Below are 19197 nucleotides of genomic sequence, written 5' to 3' on the forward strand. Positions count from 1 at the left end.
CCAGGTGACAACATCCAGATGACTGTCACCCTGATCAAGACCATCGCAATGGAAGACGGTCTGCGCTTCGCTATCCGCGAAGGCGGCCGTACCGTTGGCGCCGGCGTCGTTGCCAAAATCATCGAGTAATCGTTGATCGCTTGAAAAAGCCCCCGCTCAGCGGGGGCTTTTTTATTGGGTTGACACTCGGTGGGGCCCTCTATAGAATCACGCCTCCTTTTAACGGGCGTAGTGCGCCCGGTGGGAATAGCAGCCTGGAGTCTGAAATCCAATGCAAAATCAGCAAATCCGTATCAGGTTGAAGGCTTTTGACCATCGCCTGATCGACCAATCCACCCAGGAAATCGTGGAAACCGCGAAACGTACTGGTGCTCAAGTGCGTGGTCCAATTCCACTGCCTACCCGTAAAGAGCGGTTCACCGTTCTGGTCTCCCCGCACGTCAACAAAGACGCGCGTGACCAGTACGAGATCCGTACTCATAAGCGCGTTCTGGACATCGTCCAGCCAACGGATAAAACCGTTGATGCACTTATGAAGCTTGATCTTGCGGCCGGCGTGGAAGTGCAGATCAGCCTCGGCTAAGACTCTGTCTTAGTCGTGTAACGCTCTGAAATGGGCGGCCATAGCGGGTGAAAGCCCCGTACACTCATGAGGTTTACAACATGACTATTGGTGTAGTCGGTCGTAAATGCGGTATGACCCGTATTTTCACCGAAGAAGGTGTCTCCATTCCGGTCACGGTCATCGAGATCGAACCGAATCGCGTCACCCAGTTCAAAACCGAAGAAACCGATGGCTACCGTGCAGTGCAAGTCACTGTAGGTGAGCGTCGTGCTTCGCGCGTGACCGCAGCTCAGGCTGGTCACTTCGCCAAGGCGAACGTTGCCGCTGGTCGCGGCGTCTGGGAATTCCGTCTTGAAGAAGGCGAGTTCCAGGCTGGCGACTCGATCAACGCTGAAATCTTCGCTGCAGGTCAGCTGGTAGACGTTACCGGCCAGTCCAAAGGTAAAGGCTTCGCCGGTACCATCAAGCGCTGGAATTTCCGTGGTCAGGACAACACCCACGGTAACTCCGTATCCCACCGCGTCCCGGGCTCTATCGGCCAGTGCCAGACTCCTGGTCGTGTATTCAAGGGCAAGAAAATGTCCGGTCACATGGGCGCCGAGCGCGTGACCGTTCAGTCCCTGGAAGTAGTGCGCGTCGACGCTGAACGCAATCTGTTGCTGGTCAAGGGTGCCGTTCCAGGCGCTACTGGCGGTGACGTGGTTGTGCGTCCGGCTGCCAAGGCTCGCGGTTAAGGGGAAGCTGACATGCAACTTAATGTAAATGACGCTCAAGCGATCGAAGTTTCCGAACTGACTTTCGGTGGCGAATTCAACGAGACGCTGGTACACCAAGCAGTCGTGGCCTACATGGCCGGCGGCCGTCAGGGCACCAAGCAGCAGAAAACCCGTTCCGACGTTGCTGGTGGCGGCAAGCGCCCATGGCGTCAGAAAGGTACTGGTCGCGCTCGTGCCGGTACTACCCGTGGTCCAATCTGGCGTGGCGGTGGTGTAACCTTCGCAGCTCGTCCTCAGGATCACTCGCAGAAGCTCAACAAGAAGATGTATCGCGCAGCCCTGCGCTCCATCCTCGCTGAGCTGGTGCGTACCGATCGTCTGGTCGTGGTTCAGGACTTCTCCGTTGAAGCACCGAAAACCAAAGACCTGCTGAGCAAGCTGAACGGCATGGGTCTGAACGACGTACTGATCGTTTCGGACGCTGTTGATCAGAACCTGTACCTGGCTGCTCGTAACCTGCCGCACGTCGACGTACGTGACGTTCAAGGTTCCGATCCGGTCAGTCTGATCGCATACGAGAAAGTGCTGGTCACTGTCTCGGCCGTGAAGAAATTCGAGGAGCTGCTGGGATGAACCAGGAACGCGTATTCAAAGTCCTCCTTGGCCCGCACGTTTCCGAGAAGGCTACCGTTCTGGCTGAGAAAAAAGGCCAGTTCGTATTCAAGGTTGCTACCGATGCAACCAAGCTGGAAATCAAGAAAGCTGTCGAAGGCCTGTTCGGCGTAAAAGTCGAAAACGTGTCGACCGTTAACGTTCTGGGTAAAACCAAGCGTACCGCACGTGGTCTGGGCAAGCGTAATGACTGGAAAAAAGCGATCGTATCGCTGCAGCCAGGCCAAGATCTCGATTTCAGCAGCAGTGCTGAGTAAGGAAGGGGTGCATCATGGCAATCGTTAAATGCAAACCGACTTCCCCTGGCCGCCGTTTCGTGGTCAAGGTGGTCAACAAGGAGCTGCACAAAGGCGCTCCTCACGCACCGCTGCTCGAGAAGAAGTCGAAGTCTGGTGGTCGTAACAACAATGGCCGCATTACCACTCGTCACGTAGGTGGTGGTCATAAGCAGCATTACCGTATGGTCGATTTCCGTCGCAACGACAAAGATGGCATCGTCGCCACTGTCGAGCGTATCGAATACGATCCAAACCGTACTGCTCACATCGCACTGCTGTGCTACGCAGACGGCGAGCGCCGCTACATCATCGCCCCTAAAGGCGTTGTTGCTGGCGACCAGCTGATCGCAGGCGCTCTGGCTCCAATCAAGCCAGGCAACTCCCTGCAACTGCGCAACATCCCAGTGGGTAGCACCATTCACGGCATCGAACTGAAGCCGGGCAAAGGTGCTCAGATCGCTCGTTCCGCTGGTGCTTCGGCTCAGCTGATCGCTCGCGAAGGTGTCTATGTGACCCTGCGTCTGCGCTCTGGTGAAATGCGTAAAGTCCTGGCTGAGTGCCGTGCGACCCTGGGCGAAGTCTCGAACTCCGAGCACAGCCTGCGTTCGCTGGGTAAAGCTGGTGCCAAACGCTGGCGCGGCGTTCGCCCAACCGTTCGTGGTGTTGCCATGAACCCGGTTGACCACCCACATGGTGGTGGTGAAGGTCGTACCTCCGGTGGTCGTCATCCGGTATCGCCATGGGGCTTCCCGACCAAGGGTGCGAAGACCCGTGGTAATAAGCGTACCGACAACATGATTGTCCGTCGTCGCAAGTAACTAGAGGGATACGACAGTGCCACGTTCTCTGAAAAAAGGTCCTTTTATCGATCTTCACCTTCTGAAGAAGATCGAAGTGGCGGCGGAAAAGAACGATCGCAAACCAGTTAAGACCTGGTCGCGCCGTTCCATGATCCTGCCACAAATGGTCGGTCTGACCATCGCGGTACATAACGGTCGTCAACACGTCCCAGTTCTCGTGAACGAAGACATGGTCGGCCATAAACTGGGCGAGTTCGCCGGTACCCGCACCTATCGCGGGCACGTGGCTGACAAGAAAGCCAAGCGTTAAGGGGTTAGGAAATGGAAGTAGCCGCTAAGTTGTCGGGCGCTCGAATCTCCGCCCAGAAAGCCCGCTTGGTCGCCGACCAGATCCGCGGGAAGAAGGTGGGCGAAGCGCTCAACCTGTTGGCTTTCAGCAGCAAAAAAGCCGCTGAAATCATGAAGAAAGTCCTCGAGTCGGCCGTAGCCAACGCCGAGCATAACGAAGGCGCAGACGTTGATGACCTGAAGGTCTCCACCGTTTTCGTCAACGAAGGGCGTTCGCTGAAGCGCATCATGCCGCGTGCCAAAGGCCGCGCTGATCGCATCGTCAAGCGGTCTTGCCATATCACTGTCAAGGTTGCGGACAAGTAACGGAGTCGATCAGATGGGTCAGAAAGTACATCCCACTGGCATTCGCCTGGGAATCGTCAAGGAGCACACCTCCGTCTGGTACGCAGACGGTCGGACTTATGCGGACTATTTGCTCGCAGATCTGAATGTGCGTGAGTACCTCCAAGACAAACTAAAAAGCGCGTCCGTTAGCCGTATCGATATCCATCGTCCGGCTCAAACTGCACGCATCACCATCCACACCGCTCGTCCAGGTATCGTTATCGGGAAGAAAGGTGAAGATGTTGAAAAACTGCGTCAGGACCTGACCAAGCAGATGGGTGTGCCTGTGCACATCAACATCGAAGAGATCCGCAAGCCGGAACTCGACGGTATGCTGGTAGCTCAGAGCGTAGCTCAGCAGCTGGAGCGTCGTGTGATGTTCCGTCGCGCCATGAAGCGCGCCGTACAGAACGCCATGCGCATTGGTGCCAAAGGCATCAAGATCCAGGTGAGCGGTCGTCTCGGCGGTGCTGAGATCGCACGTACTGAATGGTATCGCGAAGGTCGTGTGCCACTGCACACCCTGCGTGCCGATATCGACTATGCCACCTACGAAGCTCACACCACCTACGGTGTGATCGGTGTCAAGGTTTGGATCTTCAAAGGCGAAGTAATTGGTGGTCGCCAAGAAGAACTGAAACCACAAGCACCAGCGCCTCGTAAAAAAGCTGCTAAGTAAGGGGTACGCCAAATGTTGCAACCAAAGCGTACAAAATTCCGCAAGCAGATGACTGGCCACAACCGTGGTCTGGCACTGCGCGGTAGCAAGGTCAGCTTCGGCGAGTTCGCCCTGAAAGCTGTTGCTCGCGGTCGTCTCACCGCCCGCCAGATTGAGTCGGCACGTCGTGCTCTGACCCGTCACGTAAAACGTGGCGGTAAAATCTGGATCCGTGTGTTCCCGGACAAGCCGATCTCCAAGAAGCCTCTCGAAGTGCGGATGGGTAAAGGTAAAGGTTCCGTGGAATACTGGGTTGCCCAGATCCAGCCAGGCAAAGTCCTGTACGAGATCGAGGGTGTTTCTGAAGAGCTGGCGCGTGAGGCTTTCGCCTTGGCGGCTGCAAAGCTGCCTCTCGCCACCTCCTTTGTTAAGCGGACGGTGATGTGATGAAAGCGAATGAACTTCGTGAAAAATCAGCACAGCAACTGAACGAGCAACTGCTCGGCTTGCTGCGCGACCAGTTCAATCTGCGTATGCAGAAAGCAACTGGCCAGTTGGGGCAGTCGCACCTGCTCTCGCAAGTTAAGCGTGACATCGCTCGCGTGAAAACTGTGCTCAACCAGCAGGCAGGTAAGTGATCATGGCTGAAGCTGAAAAAACCGTCCGTACGCTGACTGGCCGTGTCGTCAGCGACAAGATGGACAAGACCATCACCGTCCTGATCGAGCGTCGCGTAAAGCACCCGATCTACGGTAAATACGTTAAGCGTTCGACTAAGCTGCACGCGCACGACGAAGCCAACCAGTGCAAGATCGGCGACAAGGTTTCCATCCGTGAAACCCGTCCGCTGGCCAAGACCAAGTCCTGGGCACTGGTTGAAGTTCTCGAACGCGCTGTTGAAGTCTAAGGGCTAAGGGTCGGAGAAATTTTATGATTCAGACTCAATCCATGCTCGATGTGGCCGATAACAGCGGCGCTCGTCGCGTCATGTGCATCAAGGTTCTCGGCGGTTCGCACCGTCGTTACGCCGGCATCGGTGACATCATCAAGGTAACCGTCAAGGAAGCAATTCCTCGCGGTAAAGTGAAGAAAGGCCAAGTGATGACTGCTGTTGTAGTCCGCACTCGCCACGGTGTCCGTCGTGCTGACGGCTCCATCATCCGCTTTGATGGCAATGCTGCTGTTCTGCTGAACAACAAGCAAGAGCCGATCGGCACCCGTATCTTTGGGCCAGTGACCCGTGAACTTCGTACCGAGAAGTTCATGAAGATCGTCTCGCTCGCCCCAGAAGTGCTGTAAGGAGATCCGACATGCAAAAGATTCGTCGTGACGACGAGATCATCGTGATCGCCGGCAAAGACAAAGGTAAGCGCGGTAAGGTGCTCAAGGTTCTCGCTGACGACCGTCTGGTCGTTGGTGGGATCAACCTGGTGAAGCGTCATACCAAGCCTAACCCGATGTCGGGCGTACAAGGCGGTATCGTCGAGAAAGAAGCGCCACTGCACGCTTCCAACGTCGCCATTTTCAACGGCGAAACCAACAAGGCTGACCGCGTTGGTTTCAAAGTAGAAGACGGCAAGAAAATTCGTGTCTTCAAGTCGACCCAAAAAGCGGTTGATGCTTGAACACTGCTAGGTAGAAGACCATGGCACGACTGAAAGAGATTTACCGGAAGGAAATTGCTCCCAAGCTTAAGGAAGAACTTAAGCTGGCGAACGTGATGGAAGTTCCGCGCGTTACCAAGATCACCCTGAACATGGGTCTGGGCGAAGCTGTCGGCGACAAAAAAGTCATCGAGCACGCTGTTGCTGACCTGGAAAAGATCACCGGTCAGAAAGCCGTTGTGACTTTCGCTCGGAAATCCATCGCGGGCTTCAAAGTCCGTGAGGGCTGGCCGATCGGCGTTAAAGTTACCCTGCGCCGTGATCGTATGTACGAATTCCTGGACCGCCTGCTGGCGATCTCCCTGCCTCGGGTTCGCGACTTCCGCGGCCTGAATGCCAAGTCCTTCGACGGTCGTGGCAACTACAGCATGGGCGTGAAAGAGCAGATCATCTTCCCGGAAATCGACTACGACAAGATCGATGCTCTGCGCGGTCTGGACATTACCCTGACCACCACTGCCAAGAACGATGACGAAGGCCGCGCTCTGCTGCGTGCTTTCAAATTCCCGTTCCGCAACTGATTGGAGTAGGAAAATGGCCAAGAAGAGCATGAAAAACCGTGAGCTGAAGCGTCAGCTCACTGTTGCCAAGTACGCCAAGAAGCGTGCCGAGCTGAAAGCGACCATCGTCAACCTGGAAGCAACTCCAGAAGAGCGTTTCGCTGCTGTTGTAGCTCTGCAGAAGCAGCCACGTGATGCCAGCGCTTCGCGCCTGCGTAACCGCTGCCGCATCACCGGTCGTCCACACGGCGTTTACCGCAAGTTCGGCCTCGGCCGTAACAAGCTGCGTGAAGCAGCAATGCGCGGTGACGTTCCAGGTCTGGTTAAAGCCAGCTGGTAAGACGTACCGGCAGCGTCCAGGTGGCGGGGGAGCAATCTTCCGACCACCGGTGACCTTGCAACGAAACAAGCCCCTTATGGGGCTTGTTTCGTTTCTGGGAACTGTCTAGAATGACCGGCTCTCCTGAGCCCGGGTTTTTTGACCTGGCGATCTCAGGCGACTGTAGTAGCCGAGAGGCTAATTTTTCTTGTATCAGGAGCGTCTAGCCCATGAGTATGCAGGACCCGTTAGCGGACATGCTAACTCGCATCCGTAATGCCCAGATGGCTGAAAAGTCCGTCGTAAGCATGCCTTCGTCGACTCTGAAGGTTGCGGTAGCCAAAGTTCTGAAAGACGAAGGTTACATCGCTGGCTACCAGGTCAGCAGCGAAGTCAAACCATCGCTGTCCATCGAGCTGAAATACTTCGAAGGCCGTCCGGTCATCGAGGAAGTCAAGCGCGTAAGTCGTCCAGGCCTGCGTCAGTACAAGTCCGTCGAAGAACTGCCAAAAGTACGTGGCGGTCTGGGCGTGTCTATCGTCTCCACCAACAAGGGTGTGATGACTGATCGTGCTGCGCGCGCTGCCGGTGTCGGCGGCGAAGTTCTCTGCACAGTGTTCTAAGGGGGGATAAGCATGTCTCGCGTCGCTAAGAACCCCGTTAAGCTGCCAGCCGGTGTCGAAGTCAAATTCGTCGGCCAACAGCTTTCGGTGAAGGGTGCCAAGGGCACTCTCGAACTGAATGTTCACTCGTCGGTTGAAATCGTTGAAGAAGCTGGTGAGCTGCGTTTCGCTGCTCGCAACGGCGATCAACAAACCCGCGCTATGGCCGGTACTACCCGTGCCCTGGTAAACAACATGGTCCAGGGCGTAAGCCAAGGCTTCGAGCGCAAGCTCCAGCTGGTCGGTGTTGGTTACAAGGCACAGGCTAAAGGCACCGTCCTGAACCTGGCGCTCGGCTTCTCGCATCCAGTGGATTACGAACTGCCGGCCGGTATCACCGCAGAGACCCCAAGCCAGACCGATATCCTGATCAAGGGTATCGACAAGCAGCTGGTAGGTCAGGTGGCCGCTGAAATCCGCGACTTCCGTCCACCAGAGCCGTACAAAGGCAAGGGTGTGCGTTACGCGGACGAAGTCGTCCGTCGTAAAGAAGCCAAGAAGAAGTAGGGCCTAGCAAATGACCGACAAAAAAGTTACTCGACTGCGTCGCGCTCGCAAAGCACGCCTGAAAATGCACGAACTCGAAGTCGTGCGTCTCTGCGTGTTCCGCTCCTCGCAGCACATCTACGCCCAGGTCATTTCGGCCGACGGCAGCAAAGTCCTGGCCAGCGCCTCGACTTTGGACAAAGACCTGCGTGATGGCGCCACCGGCAACATCGACGCGGCCACTAAGGTTGGCAAGCTGGTAGCTGAGCGCGCGAAAGCCGCCGGTGTATCTCAAGTTGCCTTTGACCGTTCGGGCTTCAAGTACCATGGCCGCGTTAAAGCGCTGGCTGATGGTGCGCGTGAAGGCGGGCTGGAGTTCTAAGTTATGGCAAATAACGATCAAAAGCGCGACGAAGGCTACATCGAGAAGCTGGTTCAAGTTAACCGCGTTGCCAAAACCGTAAAAGGCGGCCGTATCTTCACTTTCACCGCGCTGACCGTGGTGGGTGATGGTAAAGGTCGTGTCGGCTTCGGCCGTGGCAAATCGCGCGAAGTTCCAGCCGCGATCCAGAAAGCCATGGAAGCTGCTCGCCGCAACATGATTCAGGTTGACCTGAACGGCACCACCCTGCAGTACGCTACCAAGTCCGCCCACGGCGCGTCGAAGGTGTACATGCAGCCTGCCTCCGAAGGTACCGGTATCATCGCCGGTGGCGCAATGCGTGCCGTCCTGGAAGTTGCTGGCGTTCAGAACGTCCTGGCCAAGTGCTACGGCTCGACCAACCCTGTAAACGTGGTTCACGCCACTTTCAAGGGTCTGAAGGCTATGCAATCTCCTGAGTCCATTGCTGCCAAGCGCGGCAAGAGCGTTGAGGAGATCCGCTGATCATGGCTACCGTTAAAGTTACGCTGATCAAGAGCACCGCCGGCCGTCTCCCTAACCACAAACTGTGCGTTAAGGGTCTGGGTCTGCGTCGCATCGGTCACACTGTAGAAGTCCAGGATACTCCCGAGAACCGCGGGATGATCAACAAGGCTTACTACCTGCTGCGCGTCGAGGGTTAATCGATGAAACTCAATGATCTGAGTCCAGCGCCGGGTTCCCGTCGCGAGAAGCATCGTCCGGGTCGTGGTATCGGTAGCGGTTTGGGTAAGACTGGTGGCCGTGGTCACAAAGGTCAGACCTCCCGTTCCGGTGGCACCATCGCTCCAGGCTTTGAAGGCGGTCAACAGCCGCTGCACCGTCGTCTGCCGAAGTTCGGCTTCGTTTCCCTGAAAGCCATGGACCGCGCCGAAGTGCGTCTGTCCGAGCTGGCCAAAGTGGAAGGCGACGTTGTCACCGTGCAATCCCTGAAGGATGCCAACGTGATTAACCAGAACGTACAGCGCGTGAAAATCATGCTGTCGGGCGAAGTTACTCGCGCAGTCACCATCAAGGGTATCGCAGCCACCAAAGGTGCGCGCGCGGCTATCGAAGCAGCTGGCGGCAAGTTCGAGGAATAAATGGCTAAGCAAGGTGCTCTCTCTTCGCTCGGCAAAGGCGGGATGTCTGAACTCTGGGCTCGTCTGCGTTTTCTGTTCCTGGCGATCATCGTCTACCGGATAGGCGCACACATCCCAGTTCCAGGTATCAACCCGGACCGGCTGGCGGAACTGTTTCGACAGAATGAGGGGACCATTCTTAGCTTGTTCAACATGTTTTCCGGCGGCGCGCTGGAACGGATGAGCATCTTTGCACTGGGGATCATGCCGTACATCTCGGCATCGATCATCATGCAGCTGATGACCGCCGTCAGCCCGCAGCTGGAGCAGTTGAAGAAGGAAGGTGAAGCTGGCCGTCGCAAGATCAGCCAGTACACCCGCTACGGCACCGTAATCCTGGCGCTGGTCCAGGCCATTGGCATGTCCATTGGTCTGGCCGGTCAGGGCGTGGCGTTTTCTGCAGGCTTTGGCTTCCATTTCGTTGCGGTGTCCACCTTCGTGGCCGGCGCAATGTTCATGATGTGGCTGGGCGAGCAGATCACCGAGCGCGGTGTAGGCAACGGTATCTCGATGTTGATCTTCGCAGGTATCGTCGCCGGTCTTCCGAGAGCAATCGGGCAGTCTTTCGAGTCTGCGCGTACAGGCGATATCAACATTTTCGCCCTGGTCGCTATCGGTTTGCTGGCAGTAGCGATTATCGGTTTTGTGGTGTTCATTGAGCGTGGTCAGCGTCGTATCGCCGTTCACTACGCCAAGCGTCAGCAGGGCCGCAAGGTCTTCGCTGCGCAGACCAGCCACTTGCCGCTGAAAGTGAACATGGCGGGCGTTATTCCTGCCATTTTCGCGAGCAGCATCTTGCTGTTCCCGGCTTCGCTGGGTGCCTGGTTCGGTCAGTCCGAAGGTATGGGCTGGTTGCAGGACATCTCGCAGTCGATCGCTCCTGGTCAGCCGTTGAATATTCTGCTGTTTAGTGCAGGGATCATTTTCTTCTGCTTCTTCTATACGGCGTTGATGTTCAATCCGAAAGACGTAGCGGAGAACCTGAAGAAGTCCGGTGCCTTTATTCCGGGCATCCGTCCAGGTGAGCAGTCGGCGCGCTACATTGATGGCGTTCTGACCCGCTTGACCATGTTCGGTGCTCTTTATATGACGGCCGTGTGCCTGCTTCCCCAGTTCCTGGTGGTTGCGGCAAACGTTCCGTTCTACCTTGGCGGGACCTCGTTGCTGATCGTGGTAGTGGTTGTGATGGACTTCATGTCCCAAGTACAATCGCACCTCGTTTCGCACCAGTACGAATCCCTGATGAAGAAAGCCAACCTGAAAGGCTACGGTGGCAGCGGTTTGCTGCGCTGAGAGACCCTTAAGGTTCGAGGAGTTGGTGATGAAAGTTCGTGCATCGGTGAAAAAGCTGTGCCGTAACTGCAAAATTATTCGCCGCGAAGGTGTCGTTCGAGTAATTTGCAGTGCGGAACCACGTCACAAGCAGCGCCAAGGCTGAGTGTGATCTGCGCTTCAAACCCAGCAGCTAGTGTGCTGCTGGGTTGATTAATTGTTTCTACAGCGATATTATCTCGCGCCCTATTTCTTGGCTTCCGGGGCGTAGGTAGCTGTCAATTGGAGTCCCACTGAATGGCCCGTATTGCAGGCGTCAACATTCCAGATAACAAGCATACTGTTATCTCGCTGACCTACATCTATGGTGTTGGTCGCACTACTTCGCAGAAGATCTGCGAAGCCACTGGGGTCAACCCAGCCGCAAAGATCAAGGATCTGAGCGACGAGCAGGTTGAATCGCTGCGTACTGAAGTTGCGAAGTACATCACCGAGGGTGATCTGCGTCGTGACATCAACATGAAAATCAAGCGTTTGATGGACCTGGGTTGCTACCGCGGCCTGCGTCATCGTCGGGGTCTGCCAGTACGCGGTCAGCGTACCAAGACCAACGCGCGTACCCGTAAAGGTCCGCGTAAGCCGATCCGCAAGTAATCGCACCAGCGAATCGACAGGAATTTAGAAATGGCAAAACCTGCTGCTCGTCCTCGTAAGAAAGTCAAAAAGACAGTGGTTGATGGCATCGCCCACATCCATGCGTCTTTCAACAACACCATCGTGACCATCACCGATCGTCAAGGTAACGCTCTGTCCTGGGCTACCTCCGGCGGTTCGGGTTTCCGCGGTTCCCGCAAGTCCACCCCGTTCGCTGCTCAGGTAGCTGCTGAACGTGCTGGTCAAGCTGCGCTGGAATATGGTCTGAAGAACCTCGACGTCAACGTCAAGGGTCCAGGTCCAGGTCGTGAGTCCGCTGTTCGTGCTCTGAACGGTTGTGGCTATAAGATCGCCAGCATCACCGACGTGACGCCAATCCCGCACAACGGGTGCCGTCCGCCGAAGAAGCGCCGCGTGTAATCAGGAGACAGATAAATGGCACGTTACATTGGTCCAAAATGCAAACTGTCTCGTCGTGAAGGCACCGATCTGTTCCTGAAGAGCGGCGTTCGCGCTCTGGAATCGAAGTGCAACATCGAAGCAGCCCCAGGTATCCACGGTCAGCGCCGCGGTCGTCAGTCCGACTACGGCACCCAGCTGCGTGAGAAGCAAAAAGTACGTCGCATCTACGGCGTTCTCGAGCGTCAGTTCAGCGGTTACTACAAGCAAGCAGCCTCGTCGAAAGGCGCTACTGGTGAGAACCTGCTGCAACTGCTCGAATGCCGTCTGGATAACGTCGTTTACCGCATGGGCTTTGGCGCTACTCGTGCCGAATCCCGTCAGCTGGTTTCGCACAAAGCGATCAGCGTTAACGGCAAGACTGTAAACATTCCATCCTACCAAGTTCGTCCGGGTGACGTGGTCGCAGTTCGCGAGAAATCGCAGAACCAGCTGCGCATTGTTCAAGCCCTTGAACTGTGCGCCCAGCGTGGCCGCGTTGAGTGGGTAGACGTGGATGCTGCCAAGAAGTCGGGCGTTTTCAAGAACGTTCCTGCTCGCAGCGACCTGTCCGCCGACATCAACGAAAGCCTGATTGTCGAGCTCTACTCCAAGTAAGGGCTAGAAAATAGGTGCATCCATGCAGATTTCGGTAAATGAGTTCCTGACGCCCCGCCACATTGATGTGCAGGTCGTCAGTCCAACCCGCGCTAAAATCACGCTCGAGCCTCTCGAGCGTGGCTTTGGCCATACCCTGGGCAACGCGCTGCGCCGCATCCTGTTGTCCTCCATGCCTGGCTGTGCAGTAGTCGAGGCCGAGATTGACGGCGTACTCCACGAGTACTCGGCAATCGAAGGTGTACAGGAAGACGTCATTGAAATCCTGTTGAACCTGAAAGGCCTGGCTATCAAACTGCACGGTCGTGACGAAGTTACGCTGACCTTGTCGAAAAAGGGTTCGGGGGTGGTTACCGCTGCCGATATTCAGCTGGATCATGATGTCGAGATCGTTAACCCCGATCACGTAATCGCTAACCTGGCGTCCAACGGCGCCCTGAACATGAAGCTCACCGTAGCTCGTGGTCGTGGTTATGAACCGGCCGATTCGCGTCAGAGCGATGAAGACGAAAGCCGCAGCATTGGTCGCTTGCAGCTGGACTCTTCGTTCAGCCCGGTTCGCCGTATCGCATACGTGGTGGAAAACGCCCGTGTCGAACAGCGTACTAACCTGGACAAGCTGGTTATTGATCTGGAAACCAACGGTACCCTGGATCCTGAAGAGGCTATCCGTCGTGCTGCAACCATCCTGCAACAGCAGCTGGCTGCGTTCGTCGACCTCAAAGGTGACAGCGAACCTGTGGTAGTCGAACAGGAAGACGAGATCGATCCGATCCTGCTTCGTCCGGTTGACGATCTGGAATTGACCGTACGTTCGGCCAACTGCCTTAAGGCGGAGAACATTTACTACATCGGCGATCTGATTCAGCGCACCGAAGTAGAACTGTTGAAGACTCCGAACCTGGGCAAGAAGTCCCTGACCGAAATCAAGGACGTTCTGGCCTCCCGTGGTCTGTCCCTCGGCATGCGCCTCGACAACTGGCCGCCTGCAAGTCTTAAGAAGGACGACAAGGCGACTGCCTGATCGTCGTAATCACCGAACGTAGTGTTTGGTAAGGAATGAATCATGCGTCATCGTAAAAGTGGACGTCACCTGAGCCGTACCAGCTCTCACCGCAAAGCCATGTTCCAGAACATGGCGGTGTCGCTGATCGAGCACGAGCTGATCAAAACTACCCTGCCAAAAGCCAAGGAACTGCGCCGCGTTGCCGAGCCGCTGATCACCCTGGCCAAGGAAGACAGCGTAGCTAACCGTCGTCTGGCTTTCGACCGTACCCGTTCGAAAGAAGCCGTTGGTAAGCTGTTCAACGATCTGGGCAAGCGCTATGCCACCCGTCAGGGCGGCTACCTGCGTATCCTCAAGTGCGGCTTCCGCGCTGGCGATAACGCACCTATGGCGTACGTCGAGCTGGTTGATCGTCCTGTCGGTGGCTCGGTAGAAGCTGCTGAGTAAGGCGACAGTCTGAAACAGAAAACCGGGCCCAGTGCCCGGTTTTTTGTATCTGTATGTATTGAAGCATTCTATTGATCTGAGTCACGTAATGAATTTGTTCTTGTAATACTCCTGGTCGATACTCGTTCCAGGCCGATTAGCCGGCAGTTCGAGACCGATAGGGAGATTACGCATGAGCCAGAGCAAGACACTGACCACCGCCAGCGGCGCACCGGTTGCCGACAACCAGAACTCGCGTTCTGCAGGTCCGCGGGGGCCGTTGTTGCTGGATGATTTCCACCTGATCGAAAAGCTCGCGCACTTCAACCGCGAGAACATCCCTGAGCGTCGTGTTCACGCAAAAGGTTCGGGCGCCTATGGCACCTTCACGGTAACCCGCGATATCACCCGCTACACCAGCGCGCGGCTGTTCAGCGAGGTGGGCAAGCAGACCGAGACCTTCCTGCGTTTCTCTACCGTCGGTGGCGAGCGTGGCTCGGCGGACACCGAGCGTGATCCGCGCGGTTTTGCTCTCAAGTTCTACACCGAAGAAGGCAACTGGGACATCGTCGGCAACAACACCCCGGTGTTCTTCATTCGCGACCCGCTGAAGTTCCCCGACTTTATCCACACCCAGAAGCGTCTCCCGCAAAGCAACCTGAAAAGCCCCCAGGCGATGTGGGATTTCTGGTCGCACTCCCCGGAAGCGCTGCACCAGGTCACCATCCTGTTCTCCGATCGCGGCATCCCGGATGGCTACCGCCACATGCACGGTTTCGGCAGCCACACCTACAGCCTGATCAATGCGCAGGGCCAGCGGACCTGGGTCAAATGGCACTTCAAGACCAAGCAGGGCATCAAGAACCTCTCGCCTGCCGACGCGGCGCGTCTGGCCGGTACCGATCCGGATTACGCCCAGCGTGACCTGTTCGAGGCGATCGAGCGCGGTGATTTCCCGAAATGGGCAGTCTGCATCCAGGTCATGAGCGAAGAGGAAGCGGCCTCCCGCGACGAAAACCCGTTCGATGTGACCAAGACCTGGTCGCAGAAAGACTACCCGCTGATCGAGGTCGGCGAGCTGGAGCTCAACCGCAATCCGCTCAACTACTTCGCCGAAGTGGAACAGGCGGCGTTCGGTCCGAGCAACATGGTCCCGGGGGTCGGTCTGTCGCCCGACCGCATGCTCCAGGGCCGCGTATTCGCCTACGCTGACGCCCATCGCTACCGGGTCGGTACCAACCATCAGCAACTGCCGGTAAACGCCCCACGCAGCCCGGTGAACACCTACCAACGTGACGGCGCCATGGCGTTTGGCAGCAATGGTGGTGCGGCGCCGAACTACGAGCCCAATAGCTACGCCAATGCGCCGAAGCAGGCGCCGCAACATGCTGAACCGGCGCTGGCCCTTAACGGCGTGGCGGGCCGCTATGATCACCGCGAAGACACCGACTACTACAGCCATGCCGGTGCGCTGTTCCGCTTGATGAACGCCGAGCAGAAGGCCCTGTTGATCAGCAACATCGCCGGGGCCATGGCAGGTGTTAGCGTCGATGTCGTCGAGCGCCAGCTGCGGCACTTCTTCAAGGCCGATCCGGCCTATGGGGAAGGGGTTGCCAAGGCTTTGGGCATAAATATCGCCTAAGTCGAAGTGATAAGAAGAACCGCCCTCATTTGGGCGGTTTTTCAATGAATATCACTACCGTTTACCTGCTTTTTTCGCATGTTTTGCCCGAATCTCAGTGACCTTCGAGTCATCCTGGTTCAAACTATTACTTTCGAACAGGGAGAGCAGGGCGATGCAAGGTCACCCGGACGTAATCGATTATCTCAACACGTTGCTGACGGGCGAACTGGCGGCACGCGACCAATATTTCATCCACTCGCGCATGTACGAAGACTGGGGCCTGAGCAAGCTCTACGAGCGTATCAACCACGAGATGGAAGAAGAGACGCAACACGCCGATGCCCTGATGCGTCGTATCCTCATGCTCGAAGGCACGCCGCGCATGCGTCCCGATGACCTGGACGTCGGCGCCACGGTACCGGAGATGCTCGCCGCCGACCTGCGCCTGGAGTACAAGGTGCGCGCTGCGCTGTGCAAGGGCATCGAGTTGTGCGAACTGCACAAGGACTACATCAGCCGCGACATCCTGCGCCTGCAACTGGCTGATACCGAGGAAGATCACGCCTACTGGCTGGAGAAGCAGCAGGGCCTGATCAAGTCCATCGGCCTGGAGAACTACCTGCAGTCGCAGATGTAAGTTTGCCGAAACAAAAAGCCCCGCCAGTGCGGGGCTTTTTTGTTCTGTAGGAGCGGGCTTGTCCCGCGATCGCGGTGTCACAGATTCACCGCAATCGCGGGGCAAGCCCGCTCCTACAGGGTCAAGCGCGGTCGCGCTCCAACAACGGCTTGAGGTAATGGCCGGTGTGGGACTGCTTCATCCCGGCCACTTCTTCAGGCGTACCGAAGGCGATGATCTGGCCGCCCTTGGAGCCGCCCTCGGGGCCGAGGTCGACAATCCAGTCGGCGGTCTTGATCACGTCCAGGTTGTGCTCGATCACCACCACGGTGTTGCCGTGGTCGCGCAGGCGGTGCAAGACATCGAGCAATTGCTGGATATCGGCGAAATGCAGCCCCGTGGTCGGCTCGTCGAGGATGTACAGGGTCTTGCCGGTATCGCGCTTGGACAACTCGCGTGACAGCTTGACCCGTTGCGCCTCGCCGCCGGAGAGGGTGGTCGCCGACTGCCCCAGCTTGATGTAGGACAGGCCGACATCCATCAGGGTCTGCAGCTTGCGCGCCAGGGCCGGCACCGCATCGAAGAACTCGCGGGCTTCCTCGATGGTCATTTCCAGCACCTCGTGGATGTTCTTGCCCTTGTACTTGATCTCCAGGGTTTCGCGGTTGTAGCGCTTGCTCTTGCACACGTCGCACGGCACGTAGATGTCCGGCAAGAAGTGCATCTCGACCTTGATCAGGCCGTCGCCCTGGCACGCCTCGCAGCGTCCGCCCTTGACGTTGAAGGAGAATCGTCCCGGGCCGTAACCGCGCGAGCGCGACTCCGGCACCCCGGAGAACAGTTCACGAATCGGCGTGAACAGCCCGGTGTAGGTCGCCGGGTTCGAGCGCGGGGTACGGCCGATCGGGCTCTGGTCGATGTCGACCACCTTGTCCAGGTGCTGCAGGCCGTCACAACTGTCGTGGGGCGCGGCTTCCAGGCTGCTGGCACCGTTCAGCGCCGTAGCACTGAGCGGGAACAGGGTGTTGTTGATCAGCGTCGATTTGCCCGAGCCGGATACGCCGGTGACACAGGTCAGCAGGCCGATCGGGATCTCCAGGTCGACATTCTGCAGGTTGTTGCCACGGGCGCCCTTGAGCTTGAGGGCGAGCTTCTTGTTGCGCGGGGTGCGCTCGGCCGGCACGGCAATCTTGACCCGACCGGACAGGTACTTGCCGGTCAGCGAGTCCGGGTGGGCCATGACCTCGGCGGGAGAGCCCTCGGCGACGATCTGGCCGCCATGCACGCCGGCGCCCGGGCCGATGTCGACCACGTAGTCGGCCAGGCGGATGGCATCTTCGTCGTGCTCGACCACGATCACCGTGTTGCCGATATCGCGCAGGTGATTGAGGGTCGCCAGCAAGCGATCGTTGTCGCGTTGGTGCAGGCCGATGGACGGCTCGTCGAGGATATACATCACCCCCACCAGGCCGGCGCCGATCTGGCTGGCCAGGCGAATACGCTGGGCCTCGCCGCCGGACAGGGTGTCGGCGCTGCGGTCCAGGGTCAGGTAGTCGAGACCGACGTTGACCAGGAACTGCAGGCGCTCGCAGATTTCCTTGAGGATCTTGTCGGCGATTTCGCCGCGTCGTCCGGTCAGCTTGAGGCCACCGAAGTAGTCGCTGGCGTCGCCGATCGGCAGGTTGGTGACCGCCGGCAAGGTCTTCTCGCCCACCCACACATGCCGCGCCTCGCGGCGCAGGCGGGTGCCGCGGCAATCCGGGCACGGCTGGGTGCTGAGGAACTTGGCCAGCTCTTCGCGCACGGTGGCCGACTCGGTCTCGCGGTAGCGCCGCTCAAGGTTGGGCACGATGCCTTCGAACGGGTGCGAGCGCTTGACGATATCGCCGCGATCGTTGAGGTACTTGAAGTCGACGTTCTGCTTGCCGCTGCCGTGCAGGATGACCTTCTGTTGCTCGGCCGGGAGCTCGCCGAACGGCACCTCGAGGCTGAAACCGTAGTGCGCGGCCAGCGAGCCGAGCATCTGGAAGTAATAGACGTTGCGCCGGTCCCAGCCGCGTATCGCGCCTTCGGCCAGGGTCAGTTCATTGTTGACCAGGCGCTTGGTGTCGAAGAACTGCTTGACCCCCAGGCCGTCGCAGGTCGGGCAGGCGCCAGCGGGGTTGTTGAAGGAGAACAACTTGGGTTCCAGCTCGCTGATGGCGTGGCCGCAGATCGGGCAGGCGAAGCGGGCCGAGAAGATCATTTCCTCGAACGGCTCGTCGTCCATCGACGCCACCAGGGCGATACCGTCGGCCAGCTTCAACGCGGTCTCGAACGACTCGGCCAGGCGCTGCTGCAGGTCTTCACGGACCTTGAAGCGGTCGACCACCACGTCGATGGTGTGTTTTTTCTGTTTATCCAGCTTGGGCAGTTCATCGAGCTCGAACAGCTTGCCATTGACCCGGGCCCGTACGAAGCCCTGGGCGCGCAGTTCGTCGAACACCGCCAGGTGCTCGCCCTTGCGCTCGCGGATTACCGGGGCCAGCAGCATCAGCTTGCTGCCTTCGGGCTGGGCCAGCACCAGGTCGACCATCTGGCTGACGGTCTGGGCTTCCAGCGGGATGTCGTGGTCCGGGCAGCGCGGGGTGCCGACACGGGCGTAGAGCAGGCGCAGGTAGTCGTAGATCTCGGTAATGGTACCGACGGTCGAGCGCGGGTTGTGCGAAGTCGACTTCTGCTCGATGGAGATGGCCGGCGACAGGCCTTCGATGGTGTCGACGTCGGGCTTTTCCATCATCGACAGGAACTGCCGGGCATAGGCCGACAGCGATTCGACGTAACGCCGCTGCCCCTCGGCATACAGGGTGTCGAAGGCCAGCGACGACTTGCCGGAACCGGACAGGCCGGTGATCACGATCAGCTTGTCCCGGGGCAGGGTCAGGTCGATGTTCTTCAGGTTGTGGGTGCGTGCCCCACGTATCAGGATCTTGTCCACTGCGGCCTCGCTCGGCGGGCATAAACGAT

At 57.8% G+C, this 19197-nt stretch carries 31 protein-coding genes and 1 pseudogene; 31 read left to right on the forward strand and 1 reads right to left on the reverse strand.

Translation table 11 applies throughout. The features are described from left to right. The 31 genes and pseudogenes from M2D63_RS22070 to bfr all read left to right on the forward strand — a co-directional run. Nucleotides 1–129, forward strand: a pseudogene (locus M2D63_RS22070) (elongation factor Tu); the annotation flags it as partial. A 142-nt stretch (nucleotides 130–271) separates the two neighbouring features. Continuing rightward, a complete protein-coding gene (gene rpsJ, locus M2D63_RS22075) occupies nucleotides 272–583 on the forward strand; it encodes a 30S ribosomal protein S10 (RefSeq protein WP_003186070.1) in 312 nt (103 codons plus the stop codon). A gap of 80 nt (nucleotides 584–663) precedes the next feature. Next, on the forward strand, nucleotides 664–1299 hold the full coding sequence (rplC, locus tag M2D63_RS22080) for a 50S ribosomal protein L3 (protein ID WP_285865154.1): 636 nt from the start codon (nucleotides 664–666) through the stop codon (nucleotides 1297–1299). A gap of 12 nt (nucleotides 1300–1311) precedes the next feature. Next, a complete protein-coding gene (gene rplD, locus M2D63_RS22085; protein WP_285865156.1) occupies nucleotides 1312–1914 on the forward strand; it encodes a 50S ribosomal protein L4 in 603 nt (200 codons plus the stop codon). Further along, nucleotides 1911–2210 (forward strand): 50S ribosomal protein L23, encoded by a 300-nt coding sequence (gene rplW / locus M2D63_RS22090; protein ID WP_010220306.1) that lies wholly within the window; start codon nucleotides 1911–1913, stop codon nucleotides 2208–2210. Before rplD ends, rplW begins: the two co-directional genes overlap by 4 nt. A gap of 14 nt (nucleotides 2211–2224) precedes the next feature. Further along, the gene (gene rplB / locus M2D63_RS22095) at nucleotides 2225–3049 is read left to right on the forward strand and encodes a 50S ribosomal protein L2 (protein WP_010220307.1); all 825 of its coding nucleotides are present in this window, start codon (nucleotides 2225–2227) and stop codon (nucleotides 3047–3049) included. A 16-nt stretch (nucleotides 3050–3065) separates the two neighbouring features. Further along, nucleotides 3066–3341 carry a 30S ribosomal protein S19 gene (gene rpsS / locus M2D63_RS22100; RefSeq protein ID WP_002555486.1) on the forward strand — a complete coding sequence of 92 codons (276 nt, stop codon included), beginning with the start codon at nucleotides 3066–3068 and terminating at the stop codon, nucleotides 3339–3341. Nucleotides 3342–3352: 11 nt separating this feature from the next. Beyond that, complete coding sequence (gene rplV / locus M2D63_RS22105) at nucleotides 3353–3685, forward strand: 50S ribosomal protein L22 (protein ID WP_003103908.1); 333 nt, start codon at nucleotides 3353–3355, stop codon at nucleotides 3683–3685. Nucleotides 3686–3698: 13 nt separating this feature from the next. Continuing rightward, nucleotides 3699–4385: a 30S ribosomal protein S3 gene (gene rpsC, locus M2D63_RS22110; RefSeq protein WP_010220308.1), complete on the forward strand. Its 687-nt coding sequence runs from the start codon at nucleotides 3699–3701 to the stop codon at nucleotides 4383–4385. Between the two features lie 12 nt (nucleotides 4386–4397). Then, the gene (rplP, locus tag M2D63_RS22115) at nucleotides 4398–4811 is read left to right on the forward strand and encodes a 50S ribosomal protein L16 (protein ID WP_003255479.1); all 414 of its coding nucleotides are present in this window, start codon (nucleotides 4398–4400) and stop codon (nucleotides 4809–4811) included. Beyond that, nucleotides 4811–5002, forward strand: coding sequence for a 50S ribosomal protein L29 (rpmC, locus tag M2D63_RS22120; RefSeq protein ID WP_002555481.1), 192 nt, complete (start codon nucleotides 4811–4813; stop codon nucleotides 5000–5002). The genes rplP and rpmC overlap by 1 nt, the downstream gene beginning before the upstream one ends. Nucleotides 5003–5004: 2 nt before the next feature. After that, the gene (rpsQ, locus tag M2D63_RS22125) at nucleotides 5005–5271 is read left to right on the forward strand and encodes a 30S ribosomal protein S17 (protein WP_003255478.1); all 267 of its coding nucleotides are present in this window, start codon (nucleotides 5005–5007) and stop codon (nucleotides 5269–5271) included. Nucleotides 5272–5294: 23 nt separating this feature from the next. Beyond that, nucleotides 5295–5663, forward strand: a complete 369-nt coding sequence (rplN, locus tag M2D63_RS22130) for a 50S ribosomal protein L14 (protein ID WP_002555479.1) — start codon at nucleotides 5295–5297, stop codon at nucleotides 5661–5663. Nucleotides 5664–5674: 11 nt separating this feature from the next. Next, complete coding sequence (rplX, locus tag M2D63_RS22135; RefSeq protein WP_009397501.1) at nucleotides 5675–5989, forward strand: 50S ribosomal protein L24; 315 nt, start codon at nucleotides 5675–5677, stop codon at nucleotides 5987–5989. Nucleotides 5990–6009: 20 nt separating this feature from the next. After that, nucleotides 6010–6549 (forward strand): 50S ribosomal protein L5, encoded by a 540-nt coding sequence (gene rplE, locus M2D63_RS22140; RefSeq protein ID WP_028944480.1) that lies wholly within the window; start codon nucleotides 6010–6012, stop codon nucleotides 6547–6549. A 13-nt stretch (nucleotides 6550–6562) separates the two neighbouring features. Then, complete coding sequence (gene rpsN / locus M2D63_RS22145; protein ID WP_010220312.1) at nucleotides 6563–6868, forward strand: 30S ribosomal protein S14; 306 nt, start codon at nucleotides 6563–6565, stop codon at nucleotides 6866–6868. Between the two features lie 209 nt (nucleotides 6869–7077). Further along, on the forward strand, nucleotides 7078–7470 hold the full coding sequence (gene rpsH / locus M2D63_RS22150; RefSeq protein WP_010220313.1) for a 30S ribosomal protein S8: 393 nt from the start codon (nucleotides 7078–7080) through the stop codon (nucleotides 7468–7470). Nucleotides 7471–7482: 12 nt separating this feature from the next. Then, nucleotides 7483–8016: a 50S ribosomal protein L6 gene (rplF, locus tag M2D63_RS22155; RefSeq protein ID WP_010220314.1), complete on the forward strand. Its 534-nt coding sequence runs from the start codon at nucleotides 7483–7485 to the stop codon at nucleotides 8014–8016. Between the two features lie 10 nt (nucleotides 8017–8026). After that, nucleotides 8027–8377, forward strand: a complete 351-nt coding sequence (gene rplR / locus M2D63_RS22160) for a 50S ribosomal protein L18 (protein WP_043861927.1) — start codon at nucleotides 8027–8029, stop codon at nucleotides 8375–8377. A 3-nt stretch (nucleotides 8378–8380) separates the two neighbouring features. Then, nucleotides 8381–8881, forward strand: a complete 501-nt coding sequence (gene rpsE / locus M2D63_RS22165; RefSeq protein ID WP_010220316.1) for a 30S ribosomal protein S5 — start codon at nucleotides 8381–8383, stop codon at nucleotides 8879–8881. Between the two features lie 2 nt (nucleotides 8882–8883). Then, the gene (rpmD, locus tag M2D63_RS22170; protein WP_097086946.1) at nucleotides 8884–9060 is read left to right on the forward strand and encodes a 50S ribosomal protein L30; all 177 of its coding nucleotides are present in this window, start codon (nucleotides 8884–8886) and stop codon (nucleotides 9058–9060) included. A gap of 3 nt (nucleotides 9061–9063) precedes the next feature. Further along, complete coding sequence (gene rplO / locus M2D63_RS22175) at nucleotides 9064–9498, forward strand: 50S ribosomal protein L15 (RefSeq protein ID WP_010220318.1); 435 nt, start codon at nucleotides 9064–9066, stop codon at nucleotides 9496–9498. After that, nucleotides 9499–10830, forward strand: coding sequence for a preprotein translocase subunit SecY (secY, locus tag M2D63_RS22180; protein ID WP_285865161.1), 1332 nt, complete (start codon nucleotides 9499–9501; stop codon nucleotides 10828–10830). A 28-nt stretch (nucleotides 10831–10858) separates the two neighbouring features. Next, entirely contained in the window at nucleotides 10859–10975 is a 117-nt protein-coding gene (gene rpmJ, locus M2D63_RS22185; protein ID WP_002555468.1) for a 50S ribosomal protein L36, read from the forward strand. Between the two features lie 131 nt (nucleotides 10976–11106). After that, nucleotides 11107–11463 carry a 30S ribosomal protein S13 gene (rpsM, locus tag M2D63_RS22190; protein WP_128323183.1) on the forward strand — a complete coding sequence of 119 codons (357 nt, stop codon included), beginning with the start codon at nucleotides 11107–11109 and terminating at the stop codon, nucleotides 11461–11463. 30 nt (nucleotides 11464–11493) lie between these two features. After that, nucleotides 11494–11883 carry a 30S ribosomal protein S11 gene (gene rpsK / locus M2D63_RS22195; protein WP_002555466.1) on the forward strand — a complete coding sequence of 130 codons (390 nt, stop codon included), beginning with the start codon at nucleotides 11494–11496 and terminating at the stop codon, nucleotides 11881–11883. 15 nt (nucleotides 11884–11898) lie between these two features. After that, entirely contained in the window at nucleotides 11899–12519 is a 621-nt protein-coding gene (rpsD, locus tag M2D63_RS22200; protein ID WP_285865165.1) for a 30S ribosomal protein S4, read from the forward strand. Between the two features lie 22 nt (nucleotides 12520–12541). Then, nucleotides 12542–13543 carry a DNA-directed RNA polymerase subunit alpha gene (locus tag M2D63_RS22205; RefSeq protein ID WP_003186012.1) on the forward strand — a complete coding sequence of 334 codons (1002 nt, stop codon included), beginning with the start codon at nucleotides 12542–12544 and terminating at the stop codon, nucleotides 13541–13543. 42 nt (nucleotides 13544–13585) lie between these two features. Next, nucleotides 13586–13972: a 50S ribosomal protein L17 gene (gene rplQ, locus M2D63_RS22210; RefSeq protein ID WP_009397469.1), complete on the forward strand. Its 387-nt coding sequence runs from the start codon at nucleotides 13586–13588 to the stop codon at nucleotides 13970–13972. 172 nt (nucleotides 13973–14144) lie between these two features. Beyond that, entirely contained in the window at nucleotides 14145–15593 is a 1449-nt protein-coding gene (locus M2D63_RS22215) for a catalase (RefSeq protein WP_285865171.1), read from the forward strand. A 154-nt stretch (nucleotides 15594–15747) separates the two neighbouring features. After that, nucleotides 15748–16212 carry a bacterioferritin gene (gene bfr / locus M2D63_RS22220; protein ID WP_285865172.1) on the forward strand — a complete coding sequence of 155 codons (465 nt, stop codon included), beginning with the start codon at nucleotides 15748–15750 and terminating at the stop codon, nucleotides 16210–16212. A 121-nt stretch (nucleotides 16213–16333) separates the two neighbouring features. Here the strand turns inward: bfr and uvrA are convergent, their stop codons facing one another. Beyond that, nucleotides 16334–19168, reverse strand: coding sequence for an excinuclease ABC subunit UvrA (uvrA, locus tag M2D63_RS22225; protein WP_285865174.1), 2835 nt, complete (start codon nucleotides 19166–19168; stop codon nucleotides 16334–16336). Nucleotides 19169–19197 lie beyond the last annotated feature (29 nt).

Source organism: Pseudomonas sp. BJa5, from assembly GCF_030272875.2.
GTDB lineage: Bacteria > Pseudomonadota > Gammaproteobacteria > Pseudomonadales > Pseudomonadaceae > Aquipseudomonas.

Excerpts from the sequence above, each read along its gene's own strand:
- rpsJ (WP_003186070.1), top strand. The coding sequence starts at position 272 with ATGCAAAATCAGCAAATCCGTATCAGGTTGAAGGCTTTTGACCATCGC.
- rplC (WP_285865154.1), top strand. The coding sequence starts at position 664 with ATGACTATTGGTGTAGTCGGTCGTAAATGCGGTATGACCCGTATTTTC.
- rplD (WP_285865156.1), top strand. The coding sequence starts at position 1,312 with ATGCAACTTAATGTAAATGACGCTCAAGCGATCGAAGTTTCCGAACTG.
- rplW (WP_010220306.1), top strand. The coding sequence starts at position 1,911 with ATGAACCAGGAACGCGTATTCAAAGTCCTCCTTGGCCCGCACGTTTCC.
- rplB (WP_010220307.1), top strand. The coding sequence starts at position 2,225 with ATGGCAATCGTTAAATGCAAACCGACTTCCCCTGGCCGCCGTTTCGTG.
- rplV (WP_003103908.1), top strand. The coding sequence starts at position 3,353 with ATGGAAGTAGCCGCTAAGTTGTCGGGCGCTCGAATCTCCGCCCAGAAA.
- rpsC (WP_010220308.1), top strand. The coding sequence starts at position 3,699 with ATGGGTCAGAAAGTACATCCCACTGGCATTCGCCTGGGAATCGTCAAG.
- rplP (WP_003255479.1), top strand. The coding sequence starts at position 4,398 with ATGTTGCAACCAAAGCGTACAAAATTCCGCAAGCAGATGACTGGCCAC.
- rpmC (WP_002555481.1), top strand. The coding sequence starts at position 4,811 with ATGAAAGCGAATGAACTTCGTGAAAAATCAGCACAGCAACTGAACGAG.
- rpsQ (WP_003255478.1), top strand. The coding sequence starts at position 5,005 with ATGGCTGAAGCTGAAAAAACCGTCCGTACGCTGACTGGCCGTGTCGTC.
- rplN (WP_002555479.1), top strand. The coding sequence starts at position 5,295 with ATGATTCAGACTCAATCCATGCTCGATGTGGCCGATAACAGCGGCGCT.
- rplX (WP_009397501.1), top strand. The coding sequence starts at position 5,675 with ATGCAAAAGATTCGTCGTGACGACGAGATCATCGTGATCGCCGGCAAA.
- rplE (WP_028944480.1), top strand. The coding sequence starts at position 6,010 with ATGGCACGACTGAAAGAGATTTACCGGAAGGAAATTGCTCCCAAGCTT.
- rpsN (WP_010220312.1), top strand. The coding sequence starts at position 6,563 with ATGGCCAAGAAGAGCATGAAAAACCGTGAGCTGAAGCGTCAGCTCACT.
- rpsH (WP_010220313.1), top strand. The coding sequence starts at position 7,078 with ATGAGTATGCAGGACCCGTTAGCGGACATGCTAACTCGCATCCGTAAT.
- rplF (WP_010220314.1), top strand. The coding sequence starts at position 7,483 with ATGTCTCGCGTCGCTAAGAACCCCGTTAAGCTGCCAGCCGGTGTCGAA.
- rplR (WP_043861927.1), top strand. The coding sequence starts at position 8,027 with ATGACCGACAAAAAAGTTACTCGACTGCGTCGCGCTCGCAAAGCACGC.
- rpsE (WP_010220316.1), top strand. The coding sequence starts at position 8,381 with ATGGCAAATAACGATCAAAAGCGCGACGAAGGCTACATCGAGAAGCTG.
- rpmD (WP_097086946.1), top strand. The coding sequence starts at position 8,884 with ATGGCTACCGTTAAAGTTACGCTGATCAAGAGCACCGCCGGCCGTCTC.
- rplO (WP_010220318.1), top strand. The coding sequence starts at position 9,064 with ATGAAACTCAATGATCTGAGTCCAGCGCCGGGTTCCCGTCGCGAGAAG.
- secY (WP_285865161.1), top strand. The coding sequence starts at position 9,499 with ATGGCTAAGCAAGGTGCTCTCTCTTCGCTCGGCAAAGGCGGGATGTCT.
- rpmJ (WP_002555468.1), top strand. The coding sequence starts at position 10,859 with ATGAAAGTTCGTGCATCGGTGAAAAAGCTGTGCCGTAACTGCAAAATT.
- rpsM (WP_128323183.1), top strand. The coding sequence starts at position 11,107 with ATGGCCCGTATTGCAGGCGTCAACATTCCAGATAACAAGCATACTGTT.
- rpsK (WP_002555466.1), top strand. The coding sequence starts at position 11,494 with ATGGCAAAACCTGCTGCTCGTCCTCGTAAGAAAGTCAAAAAGACAGTG.
- rpsD (WP_285865165.1), top strand. The coding sequence starts at position 11,899 with ATGGCACGTTACATTGGTCCAAAATGCAAACTGTCTCGTCGTGAAGGC.
- M2D63_RS22205 (WP_003186012.1), top strand. The coding sequence starts at position 12,542 with ATGCAGATTTCGGTAAATGAGTTCCTGACGCCCCGCCACATTGATGTG.
- rplQ (WP_009397469.1), top strand. The coding sequence starts at position 13,586 with ATGCGTCATCGTAAAAGTGGACGTCACCTGAGCCGTACCAGCTCTCAC.
- M2D63_RS22215 (WP_285865171.1), top strand. The coding sequence starts at position 14,145 with ATGAGCCAGAGCAAGACACTGACCACCGCCAGCGGCGCACCGGTTGCC.
- bfr (WP_285865172.1), top strand. The coding sequence starts at position 15,748 with ATGCAAGGTCACCCGGACGTAATCGATTATCTCAACACGTTGCTGACG.